Origin of the sequence: Dongia soli, assembly GCF_034044715.1 — a bacterium.
GTDB lineage: Bacteria > Pseudomonadota > Alphaproteobacteria > Dongiales > Dongiaceae > Dongia_B > Dongia_B soli.
Map to the genome: position 1 here is coordinate 616,036 of NZ_JAXCLW010000001.1, position 16,396 is coordinate 632,431.

Annotated in this window: 15 protein-coding genes, 1 tRNA gene, 2 pseudogenes and 1 riboswitch; of the genes and pseudogenes, 4 read left to right on the forward strand and 14 right to left on the reverse strand. The window is 61.1% G+C overall.

The window, feature by feature from the left end; all coding sequences use genetic code 11:
* Window positions 1-36 precede the first annotated feature (36 nt).
* The 10 genes and pseudogenes from trmD to aroA all read right to left on the reverse strand — a co-directional run bounded on the left by trmD (window position 37) and on the right by aroA (window position 9,248).
* On the reverse strand, window positions 37-798 hold the full coding sequence (gene trmD / locus SMD27_RS02725; RefSeq protein WP_320506797.1) for a tRNA (guanosine(37)-N1)-methyltransferase TrmD: 762 nt from the start codon (window positions 796-798) through the stop codon (window positions 37-39).
* Window positions 795-1,439, reverse strand: coding sequence for a ribosome maturation factor RimM (gene rimM, locus SMD27_RS02730; protein ID WP_320506798.1), 645 nt, complete (start codon window positions 1,437-1,439; stop codon window positions 795-797). Before rimM ends, trmD begins: the two co-directional genes overlap by 4 nt.
* Window positions 1,440-1,480: 41 nt before the next feature.
* Complete coding sequence (gene rpsP / locus SMD27_RS02735) at window positions 1,481-1,837, reverse strand: 30S ribosomal protein S16 (protein ID WP_320506799.1); 357 nt, start codon at window positions 1,835-1,837, stop codon at window positions 1,481-1,483.
* A gap of 51 nt (window positions 1,838-1,888) precedes the next feature.
* A complete protein-coding gene (locus tag SMD27_RS02740) occupies window positions 1,889-2,296 on the reverse strand; it encodes a VOC family protein (RefSeq protein WP_320506800.1) in 408 nt (135 codons plus the stop codon).
* A complete protein-coding gene (gene ffh / locus SMD27_RS02745; RefSeq protein WP_320506801.1) occupies window positions 2,293-3,741 on the reverse strand; it encodes a signal recognition particle protein in 1,449 nt (482 codons plus the stop codon). The genes SMD27_RS02740 and ffh overlap by 4 nt, the downstream gene beginning before the upstream one ends.
* Before the next feature lie 293 nt (window positions 3,742-4,034).
* Window positions 4,035-4,397, reverse strand: a complete 363-nt coding sequence (locus SMD27_RS02750) for a LapA family protein (RefSeq protein WP_320506802.1) — start codon at window positions 4,395-4,397, stop codon at window positions 4,035-4,037.
* Window positions 4,398-4,700: 303 nt separating this feature from the next.
* Window positions 4,701-4,976, reverse strand: a pseudogene (gene ihfB, locus SMD27_RS02755) (integration host factor subunit beta); the annotation flags it as partial.
* Between the two features lie 350 nt (window positions 4,977-5,326).
* Window positions 5,327-7,048 (reverse strand): annotated as a pseudogene (rpsA, locus tag SMD27_RS02760) (30S ribosomal protein S1); the annotation flags it as partial.
* Between the two features lie 173 nt (window positions 7,049-7,221).
* On the reverse strand, window positions 7,222-7,881 hold the full coding sequence (cmk, locus tag SMD27_RS02765; RefSeq protein WP_320506803.1) for a (d)CMP kinase: 660 nt from the start codon (window positions 7,879-7,881) through the stop codon (window positions 7,222-7,224).
* A gap of 20 nt (window positions 7,882-7,901) precedes the next feature.
* Window positions 7,902-9,248 (reverse strand): 3-phosphoshikimate 1-carboxyvinyltransferase, encoded by a 1,347-nt coding sequence (aroA, locus tag SMD27_RS02770; protein WP_320506804.1) that lies wholly within the window; start codon window positions 9,246-9,248, stop codon window positions 7,902-7,904.
* A gap of 282 nt (window positions 9,249-9,530) precedes the next feature.
* Between aroA and SMD27_RS02775 the strand changes: the two genes are divergently transcribed.
* Entirely contained in the window at window positions 9,531-9,851 is a 321-nt protein-coding gene (locus SMD27_RS02775; protein WP_320506805.1) for a TIGR02300 family protein, read from the forward strand.
* A 127-nt stretch (window positions 9,852-9,978) separates the two neighbouring features.
* A tRNA-Ala gene (locus SMD27_RS02780) sits at window positions 9,979-10,054 on the forward strand.
* Between the two features lie 69 nt (window positions 10,055-10,123).
* Here the strand turns inward: SMD27_RS02780 and SMD27_RS02785 are convergent.
* The 4 genes from SMD27_RS02785 to SMD27_RS02800 all read right to left on the reverse strand — a co-directional run bounded on the left by SMD27_RS02785 (window position 10,124) and on the right by SMD27_RS02800 (window position 15,147).
* Window positions 10,124-11,428, reverse strand: a complete 1,305-nt coding sequence (locus SMD27_RS02785) for an MFS transporter (RefSeq protein ID WP_320506806.1) — start codon at window positions 11,426-11,428, stop codon at window positions 10,124-10,126.
* 81 nt (window positions 11,429-11,509) lie between these two features.
* Window positions 11,510-11,872, reverse strand: a complete 363-nt coding sequence (locus SMD27_RS02790; RefSeq protein ID WP_320506807.1) for a DUF190 domain-containing protein — start codon at window positions 11,870-11,872, stop codon at window positions 11,510-11,512.
* Between the two features lie 19 nt (window positions 11,873-11,891).
* On the reverse strand, window positions 11,892-12,281 hold the full coding sequence (gene crcB, locus SMD27_RS02795) for a fluoride efflux transporter CrcB (RefSeq protein ID WP_320507541.1): 390 nt from the start codon (window positions 12,279-12,281) through the stop codon (window positions 11,892-11,894).
* Between the two features lie 165 nt (window positions 12,282-12,446).
* A riboswitch (Fluoride riboswitch) is annotated at window positions 12,447-12,508 on the reverse strand.
* A 41-nt stretch (window positions 12,509-12,549) separates the two neighbouring features.
* Window positions 12,550-15,147 (reverse strand): PAS domain S-box protein, encoded by a 2,598-nt coding sequence (locus tag SMD27_RS02800; protein WP_320506808.1) that lies wholly within the window; start codon window positions 15,145-15,147, stop codon window positions 12,550-12,552.
* A 268-nt stretch (window positions 15,148-15,415) separates the two neighbouring features.
* Between SMD27_RS02800 and SMD27_RS02805 the strand changes: the two genes are divergently transcribed.
* Complete coding sequence (locus SMD27_RS02805; RefSeq protein ID WP_320506809.1) at window positions 15,416-15,856, forward strand: Hsp20 family protein; 441 nt, start codon at window positions 15,416-15,418, stop codon at window positions 15,854-15,856.
* A 54-nt stretch (window positions 15,857-15,910) separates the two neighbouring features.
* Window positions 15,911-16,126, forward strand: a complete 216-nt coding sequence (locus SMD27_RS02810; RefSeq protein ID WP_320506810.1) for a DUF1150 family protein — start codon at window positions 15,911-15,913, stop codon at window positions 16,124-16,126.
* The last annotated feature ends 270 nt before the right edge of the window (window positions 16,127-16,396 follow it).

The following is a 16,396-nucleotide window of genomic DNA, read 5'->3' on the forward strand; positions in this document are numbered from 1 at the left end:
GCGCCCAGGCTTTCGCGGGTTGGGCCCCGGTATCTGTTACGCCTTGTCCTTCTCGGCGCGTTTCTCATAGGCCGCCCATAAATCGGGCCGCCGCAATCTCGTCACGTCCTCCGCCTGACGTCGCCGCCAGGCATTGATCTTCTCGTGGTGCCCGGAGAGCAGAACTTCCGGCACCGGGCGGCCCCGCCAGACGGCTGGCCGCGTGTAATGGGGATATTCCAGCAATCCCCGTTCGAAACTCTCTTCATCCAGCGTTTCGGCCGCTCCCATCACACCGGGTATCAACCGAACCACCGCATCCATCAGCGCCAGCGCCGCGACCTCCCCGCCGGACAGGACGAAGTCGCCGAGGCTGACTTCCATCAATCCGCGGGCCTCGATGACCCTTTCATCAAGGCCTTCATAGCGGCCGCAAAGCATCACGCAACCCGGTTCACGGACCAGTTCCTTGACCAGCGCCTGATCCAGCACCCGACCACGCGGGCTGAAATAGATCGCCGGCCCGGCCGAAACCGCACCAACCGAGGCCATATCCGCGTCCGGCTGCATCGCTGCTGCCAGCGCTGCATCGACCACATCCGGCCGCATCACCATTCCCGGCCCTCCACCGAAGGGGGTGTCGTCGACCGAGCGATGTTTATCCAGCGCGAAACTGCGGATATCCATCACTTCGAGACGCCAATCCCCTCGTTCCAGCGCCCTGCCGGCAAGACTGTGGCCGAGCGGTCCCGGAAACATCTCCGGGAACAGGGTCAGCACACGCGCCCGCCAAGCGGGAACCCGAACAGCGTCGGTCACCGGCCGCTCACCTCGCCTTCCGTCCCGACATCTTCGCCGCCGTCTTTCGGGCCGTCTTCCTCGCCATCACGGCTCGGCGCGGCGAAGAAGTCTTCCGGCAGGTCGATCGTCAGAAAGCCGCCGGCCAGATCGATCTCCGGCACGAAGGCCTTGGCGAAAGGCACATCGAAGCTGCCTTCGGCCGCGCCCTCCACCATGAGCAGATCGCCGGCGCCATAATTGGCCACATCGACCACCCGGCCGAAATCAGCACCCTGCTTGTCGCGCACCGCAAGGCCGATCAGATCCGTCAGGTAGAATTCCTCGGGATCGTCACTGGCCGGCAGTTGCGCGCGCGGCACGAACAGGCGCTGGCCCTTCAAGGCTTCCGCGGCATTGCGATCGGCGACACCGCCGATCCGGCCGATCAGCAGTGCCTTTGAGGGAGGAGCCTTACCCGGCAGGTCACCGCCCTTGCCGGTCAGAGTGAGGTCGAAGCGGCGCGTACCGCCCTCATCAAAGAGCGGACCATAAGCCGCGATCGCCGCCGGTTCGGCCGTGAAGGCCTTCACCTTCACCTCGCCCCGGACGCCATGCGCACCTGTGATCGCACCGACCAGCACCATCTTCTCTCCAACCGTCTTGCGACTCTCTGCCGTCATGCTGACGCAGCGGGTTCTGTCAGAACGGAACGACTGTCAGCTCAGGCTTCCGCAGCCTTGGCAGCAGCTTCCGCAGCGGCCTTGGCGCGCTCCTGGGCCTTCGCCTTCGGCTGCGACTGCTTCGGCTGTTCGCGGTGCTTCGGCGCCTCACCGAGGCCGGCGCGCGCCAAGAACAGGGCAACGCGATCGCTGGGCGTCGCACCGACCTTCAGCCAATGCTGGGCGCGTTCGGTGTCCAGCACCACGCGGTTCGGATCGTCCTTCTGCAGCATGGGGTTGTAGGTGCCGATCTTCTCGACGAACTTGCCGTCACGGGCAAAATGCGATTCGGCCACAACGATGCGGTAGAAGGGACGCTTCTTGGCGCCACCACGGGCCAGACGAATCTTCAACGACATATTTGGTTATCTCCTTTTGAAACGCTGATCTCTTAATGCGGTAAATTCGGGTTACGGTTCCGGATGATGGCAACAAGCTTCGATCTTGTTGCCGTCCGGATCAAAGGCGAAAGCGCCATAGTAATCTGCGTGGTAATGCGCTCGCAGGCCTGGCGCGCCGTTATCGGCGCCGCCGGCAGCCAGAACCGCCGCATGAAAAGCATCGATATCGGCACGACGCTTGCCCATGAAGGCGATATGCACGCCGCCACGACGGCTGCCCTCAGCATCCAGCTTTTCCGGCACGCCGATCCAGAAGGACGGCGTTCCGCCCTTCTCGCCATAGCCATGTGCGACCACACCCTGGCCGGGAAGATCGATATCCATCGACCGGACGTAGCCGAGGCCGGCCAGGACGCGGTCGTAAAAACCGCGGGCCGCCGCCAGATCGGAAACGCCCAGCGAGACGTGATCGATCACTTCTTGCCTCCGCCGAAACCGGGGAATCCACCGCCCGGGCCGCCAAGTCCACCGCCGAGCCCGCCACCGGGACCCATCGGCGGCAAGCCCCCGCCCTTCATGAGACCGGCGAGGCCACTGCGCATCAGGCCTTTTTTGCCGAGCTTGCTGACCTGCTTCATCATGCGGGACATGTCCATATGCTGCTTCAGCAGCTTATTGACTTCCTGCACTTGGACGCCGGCACCTTTGGCGATGCGGTTCTTACGCGACGCCTTGATGATATCCGGGTGCTTGCGTTCCTTCGGCGTCATCGATTCGATGATGGCGATCGAACGCTTGACGATCTTGTCGTCGACCTTGCCTTCAAGCTGCTTCTGCATCTTGCCGAGGCCGGGCAGCATGCCCATGATCCCGCCGAGGCCACCCATCTTCAGCAGTTGGCGCAACTGCGAGGCCATGTCGTCGAGATCGAATTCGCCTTTCTGCATCTTGCGGGCAAGACGTTCGGCTTCTTCCTGTTCGGTGGTCTCGATCGCTTTTTCGACCAGGCTGACGATATCGCCCATGCCGAGGATGCGGCCGGCGATACGATCGGCATGAAAATCTTCGAGGGCATCGATCTTTTCGCCGACACCCAGCAACTTGATCGGGCAGCCGGTCACGGCGCGCATCGAGAGGGCCGCACCACCGCGCGCATCACCATCGACGCGGGTCAGCACGATGCCGGTGACACTGACACGGTCCTTGAAGGCCTTGGCGACGGTCACCGCGTCCTGGCCGGTCATCGCATCGGCGACCAGCAGGGTCTCATGCGGATTGGTGGCGGCGTGAACCTGCGCCACCTCATCCATCAGCTCTTCATCGATCGCCAGGCGACCGGCGGTATCGAGCATGACGACATCGAAGCCTTCGAGCCGCGCCGCTTGCAGAGCCCGCTTGGCGATCGCGACCGGCGGCTCACCCGGCACGATCGGCAGGGAGCGGCCGCCGATTTGCTCAGCAAGAATCGCAAGCTGCTGCTGCGCCGCCGGACGGCGGGTGTCGAGCGAGGCCATCAGCACTTTCTTGCCCTGGCGCTCGGCCAGGCGCTTGGCGATCTTCGCGGTGCTGGTGGTCTTACCGGAGCCCTGCAGGCCGACCATCATGATCGGCACCGGCGCTGGCGCATTCAGGCTGATCGCGGTGGCGGTTTCCTCACCGGCCGAGAGCATCTTCACCAGCGCGTCATGCACCAGCTTGATGACCATCTGGCCCGGCGTGATGGATTTAACCACCGCCTCGCCCACAGCGCCTTCGCGCACCTGGGCAATGAAATCCTTGACGACCGGCAGGGCGACATCGGCCTCGAGCAGCGCGATGCGCACTTCGCGCAGGGCTTCATCGACATCGGCTTCCGACAGCGCGCCGCGCTTGGTCAGCCGGTCGAAGACCCCACTCAGGCGTTCTGACAGTTTGTCGAACATGCGTCGTTGCGATCCGGTCGTTACAAACGGTTTCCCGGTCCCGCATCTCCATTTATCGACACCCGCAAAGAGCGTCTATACGAAGACAACGGATTTCGCGCCCGTGCGCGAAACTCGCGGACGGACGGGACCCCTCGGGGCCGAGGCTCTCCCAAAGTCGGTTAAGCGGGGCGGAAACTAGGCTTTTAGGACCGGCGAGTCAAGGAAACAGAGTTTCCGCGCCGCGAATGGCGGGAAACGAAACCAGCAAGCAAGCCCAACACTTGCCGGTGATCGATCGGGATCGGCAGCGGTCAGATGGCTGGCGGCACCAATCTCTGCGACAGGCTGTCGTTATTGCTGGTTGCGAGCGCGGTACCCGTCGGGACGCCAGCCGGGACGTTCCGCCGCAACGCATTGAGTTCATTGGCCTGAGCATCGACCCGGCGGGACAAATCGCGGCTGCGGCGTCGCGTGCTCCTATGGCTCAGCCACATGACCAGCAGGCCGAACAGAAAGCCGAAAAGAACGCAGCCAAGCGTAAGGAGATAAAGCGGCGCGGCAATATCCCAGGGCAATGGCCAGAGATTGAGGGTGACACTCTCCCGGTTCATCACCGCAAACAGCACCACGAGGATGGTGATGGGCAAAGTGATGATCCAGGTAAAACGTCGCATGGCGGCCCCGTATATAACGGCAAAGGATGACGGCTAAACCCCGCTATCCGTCGGTTCCATGCGGCGGCGGGAGCCGGTGGCATTGCGGGACGACAGTCTAACCGGCATGGCGAGAACCGCAACAGCCGAACCGTCGAAAAGGAGTGACCGGCGTCAAAGCGCCAGCCACATCGAGACACATCAATTGATTGATATGATTTAATTTCCGCCGGGATTACCGGGTTCCTTATGCAGGCCGGCATCGCCGCTGCTAGTGGGCGTTATTGTATTGCCCTCGCCGCCTGCGCCCGGAACATCGCTTCGACCGTTCAAGCGGTCGCGCAATTCCTTGCCGGTCTTGAAGAAGGGCACCACCTTCTCCTCCACGGCGACGGTTTCACCGGTACGCGGGTTGCGTCCCTTGCGGGCATCCCGTTCCTTGACCGAGAAGGCGCCGAAGCCACGCAACTCGACCCGATCACGCCGCGCTAAAGCGTTGGTGATTTCTTCGAAGATGGTGGTCACGATGCGTTCGACATCGCGATGATAGAGATGCGGATTCAAAGCCCCGATGCGCAAAATCAATTCGGATTTCGTCATTGCTGTCCCCGTCGCCCGTCCACACCGGCATCCGTTCCAGGTCTGGCGTTCCCCATCAGCGTAACAGACCCGCGACTGGCGATCGGATGGCAAGCGAAAGACAGCTCTTCAAGAGACAATCCCCCTCACGCGCCTAACTGCCTGTGGCGACACGGCAACCCCCTGTTGCCGAATTCACGCTGTAAGGTTAAGGCTGCCAGCGGAAATTCAGGTCGTCAAGGATAAGTCGCTCATTTTTATACGTTTTTTCGAAAACGTGGTGTTTCGGCACGAAAAAAGGCCGGGATGGTTGCCCATCCCGGCCGATTTTATCCCTATAGCGACGCATTTGTCGCTTTAGGGCAATCCGCTTATTCGTCCTTCTTGGCCTTCTTGGCCTTGGACAGGGCGGCGCCCAGGATGTCGCCCAGGCTGGCGCCCGAGTCCGACGAGCCATATTCGGCCATCGCCTGCTTGTCTTCCTCGACCTCGCGGGCCTTGATCGACAAGGCAATTTTGCGGGTCTTGGCATCGACCTGGGTGATCTTCGCATCGACCTTTTCGCCGATGGCGAAACGATCGGGGCGCTGTTCCCCGCGCTCGCGCGACAGATCCACCTTCTTGATGAAGCCGGTCAGGCCGTCGCTCAGCGTGACTTCGATACCGCCATCGGTGATCTGCGAAACCGTGCAGGTCACGACGTCACCCTTCTTCAAGGTGCCGGCGGTTTCGGCGAAATTGTCACGCGTCAACTGCTTGATACCAAGGCTGATGCGCTCCTTCTCAACATCAACGTCGAGAAGCTTCACCTTCACGTTGTCGCCCTTCTTGTAATCCTGGACGGCATCTTCGCCCGAACGATCCCAATCGAGATCGGAAAGATGGACCATGCCGTCGATATCGCCCGGCAGGCCGACGAACAGACCGAATTCGGTGATGTTCTTGACTTCGCCTTCCAGCTCGCTGCCGACCGGATGCTTGTCGAGGAACGCCTGCCATGGATTGTCGAGGCACTGCTTCAGGCCGAGGCTGATGCGGCGCTTCACCGGATCGACGTCCAGGACCATCACTTCGACTTCCTGGCTGGTCGAGACGATCTTGCCCGGATGGACGTTCTTCTTGGTCCAGCTCATTTCGGAAACGTGCACCAGGCCTTCGATGCCCGGCTCCAGCTCCACGAAGGCGCCGTAATCGGTGATGTTGGTCACGCGGCCGACGAACTTGCTGCCAGCCGGATACTTCGCACCGACCTGCTCCCAGGGATCCGCCTCAAGCTGCTTCATGCCAAGGCTGATGCGCTGGGTTTCCGGATTGAAGCGCACGACCTGGACATTGACGGTCTGGCCGATATGCAGGGCTTCCGACGGATGGTTGATGCGGCGCCAGGCGATATCGGTGACGTGCAGCAGACCATCGACGCCGCCGAGATCGACGAAGGCGCCGTAATCGGTGATGTTCTTCACCACACCCTGCAGCACTTGGCCTTCCTTCAGATTGGCGACCAGTTCGCTGCGCGCTTCGGCGCGGCTTTCTTCCAGAACCGCACGGCGCGAGACGACGATATTGCCCCGGGCGCGGTCCATCTTCAGGATCTGGAACGGCTGCGGCGTACCCATCAGCGGACCAACATCGCGGACCGGGCGGATATCGACCTGGCTGCCCGGCAGGAAGGCCACGGCGCCATTCAGATCGACGGTGAAACCACCCTTCACGCGGCCGAAAATCACGCCGGTCACGCGGTGGTTGTCCTTGAACTGCTTTTCGAGCTGGATCCAAGCCTCTTCGCGGCGCGCCTTCTCACGGCTGAGAACGGCTTCGCCATTCTTGTCTTCCATGCGCTCGAGATACACCTCGACCGTGTCGCCGACTTTGATTTCCGGCTTCTGGCCGGGGAGCGCGAATTCCTTCAGCGCCACGCGACCTTCGGACTTCAGACCGACATCGATGAGGACGAATTCGTTTTCGATACCGGCAACGGTACCGGTGAGGACGCTGCCCTCCAGACCAGCCGCTGCACCCAGGCTCTCTTCGAGCAGGGCAGCGAAGCTTTCTTTTCCGGAGGTTTCCTTCAGGGCTGCTTTAGCCATATGTCTAAGTTTCCTTTCAAAACGTTTTTCCGGCCAACCGGTTGTTTCCGGCGGTCTTCAAACAACGACGATAAGTGATGCGGGGCCACGTCCGATCCAGTGATCAATCAGCTCGGTCTTGATCGACCTGGTGGCGATGCCGGTCCAATGCTGGTTATACACCAGCATTATCCAGGATATCACGCCGCAAGAATCCGATCGATATACGTGATAGCCTGATCGAAAACCTCATCGGCGGTCATGGCCGAGGTATCGATGACCAGGGCATCCGGTGCCGCCGTCAAAGGCGCCACCGCGCGTTCCTGGTCGCGGGCATCACGCTCCTGCATGTCCTGCAAAACCCGGGCGTATATAGCCCCTGCTCCCTTTTCCTGCAACTCCTTGAAGCGGCGCTGGGCGCGCGCTTCCATCGAGGCGGTGATAAAGAGCTTGATGGGGGCGTCCGGACAAACCACGGTGCCAATATCGCGCCCATCGAGAATGGCGCCTGCCATGGCTTGGCCATCCGTTGCGGCCGGCGGCTGGGCGGCAAAGCGGCGCTGCCAATCCAGCAAAGCCGCCCGAACCGCGGGTATGGCCGCCACCTTGGACGCAGCCTGGCCGCCCGCCTCGGTGCGGATTTCCGGATCGTTGAGCAGTGAGGGGGATAAGCTTTCCGCGGCCGCAACTGCGGCAGATTCTTGAGCAGGATCAATACCTTGACGCATAACAGCAACGCCGACGGCGCGATAGAGCGCCCCGGTATCGAGATAGGCCAGCCGGTAATGGCCGGCCAGCCGCCTTGCCAGCGTCCCCTTGCCTGCTGCTGCCGGGCCGTCAAGCGCGATGATCAGAGACATTCGGTCAATACCCTTCCAGTTCAGGCTTTTAAGGGCGCGATCCCGGCGCCCAAGCCATTCATGAGCCGGGCGAAGCCGGGGAAGCTGGTATCGATCGCCGCACCATCGTCGATGGCGACCGGCCTCTCGGCGGCCAACCCCAGCACCAGGAAGGACATGCCGATCCGATGGTCAAGCTTGACCGCAATGGTCGTCCCGCCGGCCGGTTTGCGGCCCTTGCCGCCGCGCACCGTCAGGCTGTCCTCGCCCTCGCTAACTTCGATCCCGCAGCCGGCCAGGCCCTGCGCCATGGTGCCCAACCGGTCGCTTTCCTTGACCCGGAGTTCAGCCAACCCCAGCATCTTGGTTTCGCCTTCGGCGAAGGCGGCGGCCACGCTGAGGATCGGATATTCGTCGATCATCGACGGCGCCCGCTCGGCCGGCACAGTGATGCCCTGCAGCTTGCTGGCACGCACCCGCAAGTCACCGACCGGCTCACCGGCCACTTCCCGGCGGTCGAGGATCTGGATATCGGCGCCCATTTCCAGCAGCGTTTCGATCAGGCCGATGCGGTGGGGATTGAGCCCGATATTGGGCAGGGTGACATCCGAGCCGGGCAGGATCAGCGCCGCCACCAAAGGAAAGGCAGCCGAGGATGGGTCGCCGGGCACGACGATCTTGCGGCCGGTCAGTTCCGGTTGTCCCCGGAGGCTGACGGCACGGCCTTCCGGCGTCTGTTCCACCGTCAGTTCCGCGCCGAAGCCGCGCAGCATCAATTCGGTATGGTCGCGGGTCGGCTCCGGCTCGATCACCGTGGTGATGCCGGGCGTGTTCAGGCCGGCCAGCAGAATCGCCGATTTGACCTGGGCCGAGGCCACCGGCAGGCGATAGGTGATTGGCAACGGCTCCGCGGTGCCGATGACGGCCAGCGGCGGCCGGCCTTTGCTGCGGGCGATGATTTGGGCACCCATCCGGGTCAGCGGCTCGGCCACGCGCGCCATGGGGCGCGACCGCAGCGAAGCATCGCCGGTGAAAAAGGTGGTGAAATCATAGGTCGCGACGAGCCCCATCAGCAGCCGCGTTCCGGTGCCGGCATTGCCGAGATCAAGTACATCCGCCGGTTCGATCAGGCCGCCGATGCCGCGGCCGCGGGCATGCCAGACGCCATCCGCCCCGCGCTCGGCTGCACCACCGAGGGCGCGCATGGCGGCGGCAGTACGCAGCACATCCTCGCCTTCCAGCAGGCCATGAATTTCGGTTTCGCCCAGCGCCAGCGCCCCCAGCATCAGGGAACGATGGGAAATCGATTTGTCGCCCGGCACCTGGACCGAACCGGAAAGCGAACCGGCGGAACCGGATGTAAGAGGTAGAACAGCGGAATGAGCCAAGCGAAGACCTCAGCAGCTAGGGCATCAGCACGAACGGCGCTTCCCTTAGCATAACCGCAGGGCCGATCACTACCCGAAAGGAAGACGTAAGGAGGTCGAAGGGGCTGTCAGGCGCGGTTCGCCTCGCGATCCCGTGAATGCCGGACTGACCGGACTAGCGACCGTTTTCCTGCGTTGACAGGTGCTTGGCTTCGTGGCAATTGGGCGCCGGACCCGGCGCCGCGTGAACTGGAGATTGTCCAGCCCGACAAGGCGGCGCCCAGGAATTTAGGGAGTGGCATTGTGAGCAAGCCGGAATGGGGAACAAAGCGTACCTGTCAGAGCTGCGCTGCGCATTTTTACGACATGCGCAAGGACCCGATCGTCTGCCCGAAATGCGGCACTACTTACGATCCGGAAGCGGTGTTGAAGTCGCGTCGCAGCCGCGTCGTGGAAAAGGTCGTGCCGGCCAAGCCGGCACCGGACGAGGAATTGCCGGATGTCGAGATCGAAGAGGCCGATATCGGTGATGAAGACGATTCGATCATGGAAGATACCTCGGAACTCGGCGAGGATGACGAGGATGTCACCGAAGTGATCGAAGGGGTCGAAGAGGACCAATAAGCTTTTTTATCAGGCGAAAGTGGCTGCTGCATTTTTCGCTTGAATTCGCCGGGCAAGCTCCATAGGTTCTGCCCGCGTTCCGGACCCGACCGTTTCGGCGGACGGCCAGCCGGACAAAGACTTTCCCGGGCCCATAGCTCAGCTGGGAGAGCGCCACAATGGCATTGTGGAGGTCAGCGGTTCGATCCCGCTTGGGTCCACCAAAACAAAAGCCCCGCGCAAATTGCGCGGGGCTTTTTGCTGGGACCTTGAAAGCTTTAGAGCCTGCGACCTTATTCCGCCGCCTGGACGCGGCCGATCGGCAGATGACGGGCCCAGCGGCCATGCACCAGAACCGCGACAACACCGATCACCACGGTAACGGCGACATAATGGGCCGGCGCCACCGGATCCTTCGCGGTGAGCAGGGAGACGACCAGGGGCGTCAGGCCGCCGAAGACCGCATAGGCCACGTTATAGGCGAAGGAAACACCGCTGAACCGCACAGCCGGCGGGAAGACCCGCACCATGATGAAGGGCACCACTGCGATGGTGCCGACAAACAGACCGGTCAGCCCATAGAACGGCAAGAGCATCTGCGGCGCATTATGCAGGCCGACATACATGAGATAGCCGCAAACCACCAAGCCGATGCCGCCCAGGACCAGAACCGGCACGGCTCCAAACCGGTCGGCGGCCATGCCGACCAGCACGCAGGCGATGGACAAGGTGAGCGTGGCGAGGCTGTTGGCCTCCAGCGTCGCGGCGGGACTGAAGCCGGCCAGCTTTTGCAGCAAGGTCGGCGTCATCAGAATGAGAACGACAATCGCCGCGGTCAGCGTCCAGGTCGTCAGGGCCGATACCAGGATCGCTTTGCCGTGGTAGCGGATCACGGCTTTCAGCGGTAGCTCCTGGCTCAGCGCTTTGCGTTGGCGGATCTCCAGAAAGATCGGCGTTTCTTCCAGCCAGCTCCGCAGATAGACAGCAAGGAAGCCGAAAACACCGCCGACCAGGAAAGGCAGACGCCAGCCGTAATCGTGGATTTGCTCCGGCGTCAGCGTCACGTTGACCGCGGTCGCGGCCAGCGAGCCGAGCAGGATGCCAAAGGTCAGTCCTGCCGTCAGCAAGCCGCAGGCCACGCCGATGCGGCGGGGCGGCACATGTTCGGCGACGAAGACCCAGGCGCCCGGCACCTCGCCGCCAATCGCCGCGCCCTGCAACACGCGGAGCGCCAGCAGGGCGATCGGTGCGGCATAGCCGATATTGGCATAGACCGGCAGCAAGCCGATCAGCAGGGTCGGCACTGCCATCAGAAAGACGCTGAGCGTGAACATGCGTTTCCGGCCGAACAGATCGCCGAAATGCGCCATCACCACCCCGCCCAGCGGGCGCGCCAGATAGCCGGCGGCGAAAATGCCGTAGGACTGTAATTGACGCAGCCAGTCGGGAATGTCCGGCGGGAAGAACAACTGCCCGATCACCGCCGCGAAGAAAACGAAGATGACGAAGTCATAGAATTCCAGCGCCCCGCCCAGGGAGGCGAGAAACAGGGTCTTGATATCCTGCCCTGTGAGATTCCGTTTGGTGGTCTGGATCATCCCGTTCTGCATCATGTTCCGGCCGGTCCAAAGTCAGCAATTGCCCGCACTATATTCGGCGGACCGGGCCTTGGCGACCGGTTAATGCGGCGCCGGCAGCTCCGCTTCCGGTGCCCCCGGACCGTAGCGCAGGACCCTGACTGGATCGAGCGTGACGAGCCCGCTGCCCATGATCTTCTGCAGATGCGGCAGGAAGCCGTCCAGTTTTTCGCGGCTATCGATCACCTCGACAACCACCGGCAAATCTTCCGAGAGACGCATGATCTTCGCAGTATGCAACCGGCTGCTATGGCCAAATCCCATGGGACCGCGAAAGACGGTCGCCCCGGCCAGGTGCAGTTCGCGTGCCTTGAGCACAATCGCCTCGTAGAGCGGAGATCCATCGCAACGATCGTTTTCCCCGAAATAGATCCGAAGCCGCATGGCTTGTTGGGGCAAAGTCATGACATCCTCCTCGCGTTCACTATCGCAACTGATTGATGCCGGCTGCCGAGAGATGCCCCAGCCAGACGGCGATCAGACAGAACAACACCGAAAAGGCGATATTGGCGCCGGCCGCCAGCCATTGGCCGTCGCGCACGAGAGTCAAGGTTTGCAGGCTGAAGGACGAAAAGGTGGTGTAGCCGCCGCACAATCCGACCATGACGAACTGGCGCGTCTCGGTCGATACGAGCAGGCGGCCGTCCGGGCCGCTCAAGGTGGCAAAAAAACCAATGATGAAAGAACCGGTGATGTTGATGAAAACCGTGCCCCAGGGAAAGGTCTCGCCGATCCGATGGGCGACGAAACCTGAGAACCAGTAGCGCGCCATGCCACCCAGGGCACTGCCAAGTGCAATCCAGAAATAGGTAATCATGATTCGACCGCGGCAGATTTGCGGATGCGACATGTAAGCCCTACAGACTGCGACGGGCATTGGGCCAGTGTGATTGCGGCAATCAAAGCCAAAGCTTCCTCCTCAAAAATGGCACTCGCTGCCAATCGGGCGGAAGCCAGAGGGATTCCCGCCGCGATGAACAATACGGCAGGAGTCATCAGCCTTACGGCGGTTATCGGGGGAACCCCATCCCCATCGCGGCTTAGAATGGCGAAGCTCGATGATAACGTCAACCCGAAGACAGCTAGGCGGCAGGCTCGCTTTGCGAATCTGCAGCCTCGCGCGATAGCCGGCCGGCATCCGGTTTCAGATAGCGATCAATCGCCGCCAGGAGCTCGGGCAACCGGATGGGCTTGGCGACATAGTCGTTCATGCCGGCGGCCAGATAGATATCGCGATCGCCACTCATTGCATTTGCCGTCAAGGCGATGATCGGAACAGTCGCTTTCGCACTATCCAAGCGGCGGATCGCACGGGTTGCCTCGATGCCATCCATGCCCGGCATCTGTGCATCCATCAGCACCAGATCGAAATTGCCGCGCTGGACCGCCGAGAGCGCTTCGTGACCGTTATTGACCAGTTCCACCTGATAGCCGCTTTTGCTCAGCATGCTGACGATCAGAAGCTGGTTGATGTGGTTATCCTCGGCAATCAGGACGCGGTGGCGAACGAGCGGCTCGATCATTTCAGCAGGTGGCGAATCGGCAGGGAAAAGTGGCTGAGCCGCTGCGCCGACGGGACAGCGGATGGTAAACCAGAAGACCGAGCCATGCCCGGCCTCGCTACTAAATCCGATCTCGCCCTGCATGATCGATACGAGCTGCTTGCTAATGGCGAGGCCAAGACCGGTGCCGCCATATTTTCGCGCAATCGACGGGTCGCCTTGGCTGAAACGATCGAACAGCCGGCCCTGCGCGATGTTGTCTATTCCAATGCCGGTATCGACAATATCCAGTCTCAGCTCGATCTGGCCGGCTCCGAGATTGCGGTGCCGTGCCGTCACGGTGACGCTACCCCGTTCTGTGAACTTGATGGCATTGCCGATAAGGTTGAACAAGACCTGTCGCAATCTCGCGGGATCGGAAATCACCGATGCCGGGAGATCGGGCGCAAGCATAAGCGTGAGGTCCAGTCCTTTGGCTTTGGCGCGCGGCCGCATCAAGGTCGCGACGCTGTCGAGCAAGGCCGGCAGATCGAAATCGATGTATTCAAGTTCCAACCGCCCGGCTTCGATTTTGGAATAATCGAGTATGTCATTCAAAATACCGAGCAGCGCTTCGCCCGATTCACGGACCGCACGGACAAAGCGCAGCTGCTCATCGCTGAGCGGCGTATCCAGCAGCAGGCCACTCATGCCGATGACGCCGTTCATCGGCGTGCGGATTTCATGACTCATCATCGCCAGGAATTCGGATTTCGCCCGGCTCGCCTGTTCCGCTTGGTCCTTCGCCGCGGCGAGGCGGTCTTCAAATTCCTTGCGTTCATTGAAATTGCGAACGACATAAAGAATTTCAGACGGCTTCCCGCTGTCGTCAAGAACCAGTCGGAAGGTCGTATCGACCCAGACAAGCCGGCCATCGCGATGCCGCATGCGGTAGACTGCCGCGGCGCGTGCTACCGCACCATCACGCAGACAGGCGAGGAGGTCTTTGACTTTGGCCACGTCTTCCGGATCGATCAATTCGATGAAGTTGTGGTCGATCAAATCGATCGGTTCGTATCCGACCAGATCGCGGCAAGCGGGCGAAACATAGAGACTGAGGCCCATCACCGAAATCCGCCCGATCATATCGGTGACATTCTCGGCAAGGAACCGATACCGCTCTTCACTGGCGCGCAAGGCCAATTCGGATTTCTTGCGTTCCGAAATATCGCGGAACAGGACCAGACCGCCACGCACCTGACCGGCATTGTCAAGCATCGGCCGGCCACTGACGGAAATCATCCGGCCCGGCTTGGCTCGATCGGGCCGCAACATGAATTCCACCTCATCCGTCGCCTGGCCGTGCAAGGCAAGGAAGAGCGGCACCTCTTCCATCGGCAGGGGTGTCTCTCCGTCGGTCTGATAAAGCCCGTAAATCTCAGGCCAGCGGGCCGGCTGCGCATCGACACTGCCCACCCCGGCCAACCGTTCCGCCGCCGGATTGAAGAGGCGAAACATGCCGTCCGAATCTGCGACGATCAACCCATCGCCCATTGAATTGATGATCAGCCGCAAGGTCTGGCTCTGCTCGGCCAACTCCCGTTGCAATTGCGCGCGCTGATCCTCATTCAGCAGCATCGTTCCGAACAGCACCGTGCCCAGGAAGGTTGCGATCATCAGGGGCGCCACCATGGTGTGAAGGATCGTTACAACCAAATTGGGGGCGGGAAGCAGGAGTGTCAGGCAGGGTATAAAAATGCTGGAGAGAATGCTGAACAGCAGCAGCGAGCTGAACCGCAGCCGCTTCCGGTGGAGCCGCAAGCCGATAAAGAAGCTGGCCCCGAGGAGAAAAGCAGCAGTCAGCGATGTCAGACCGACGCCCCAGCCGATTCCGCCGATCCAGTAACGGTAAGATCCGGCAATCACCAGAGCGGTGCCGCCGGCCAGGGGGCCCCCGAACAAGGCAGCCAGGCCGACGGAGATGATTCGGCCATCGAAAAATACCCCCTCGGCGAAATTGATGGGGACAATCATTGAAAGGACGGCCGTCGAACCGAAAATACAGCCGAGCGCCAAACCTTCGAAAACCCGGCCGAAATAGCCCAGATGGCGGCGGATATTGGCATAAGCGAGCACTACCAGCGCAAACAGACTGATATTCTGGGCCAGCTTCAGAAGTATTTGGGGATCCAAAATCATCTTTGTCGCCTGCCGTTTTCGCGCCCAGGATAGTGGCAAAAAACGGTTCAAAACAGCGCTATTGATTAGGTATTTTTTCAGCAGGTTTGCAAACTGCGCCGGCTGGCGCGGCGGCAGGGCTTGGAATAACGGCGCTCTTGATTCCGCCGGTAAATATCTTAACTACTTCAAGTAGGCGCAGCGGACGATCCGCGGGCCGCATCGGCATGCCGGGCAATCGGGTGTCGGTGCCAGGAAGCATTGCTCGCTCAATAGGAGGAGCCAGAGAATGTCACGACTGTCCTTGTTCAACAGCCCGCTGCTGCTGGGGTTCGATCATTTCGAGCGAACCTTGGACCGGATTTCAAAGAGCGCCGGCGAAGGTTACCCGCCTTACAACATTGAGCAAATCGGCGACGACACGCTGCGGATCACCTTAGCCGTCGCAGGTTTTGCGTTGGAAGATCTCGACATCCAGTTGGAGGATAACCAGCTTACCGTTCGCGGGAAACAGACGGATGATCCGACCCGGGTTTATCTCTATCGCGGCATCGCCGCCCGTCAATTCCAGCGCAGTTTCGTGCTGGCCGAAGGTATCGAAGTCGCGGGAGCGACGCTGGATAACGGTTTGCTTTCCATTGAACTGAAGCGACCGAAAGTCGTTTCTCAGGTCCGGAGCGTGCCCATCCGCAAGGCCGGACACGCGCGCAAGATTGAGCAGCACGACTAAGGCGTCGCCCGCCTGATTGACTTCAGGCAAGCACGGAAAGGGATGGTAAATATCATGATGACCACTGACCGTATCAGACAGATTAGCGCCCAGGAACTGCTGGCCCTCGGTCTGAAGGACATTGCGTATTTGAAAGAGATTGAAGTGGATGGCGGTACGGCCGTTGCGATCCACGCGGCGAACGGCCAACAGATTGCCCTGATGCCCGACCACAATGCAGCGGTCGCTGCCGTGTGGGAAAATGGCATGGCGCCGGTCGCTTTGCAGTAGTCAGACGAGCGTGACAACCAAGAATGTGGCGCAATTAAACGATTGCGCCACATTCGCTGATCGCAAGACACATCCTCAACTCTCCTTTCGTCAGTGTCGGCAGCGCTAGCAGGTTGGCGGCATTGACCATATCGATCCCAAGCTTCCCACACTGACGCGTCGCTGGTAGATAGGCGACATCGCTCAAGACGATATCAGCTTCTCAGCAGGCGTGGTAAATAGCTGGCTTGTCTGGAATGGTTTTGGCGGGGCTGCGGTTACGTCTATCGA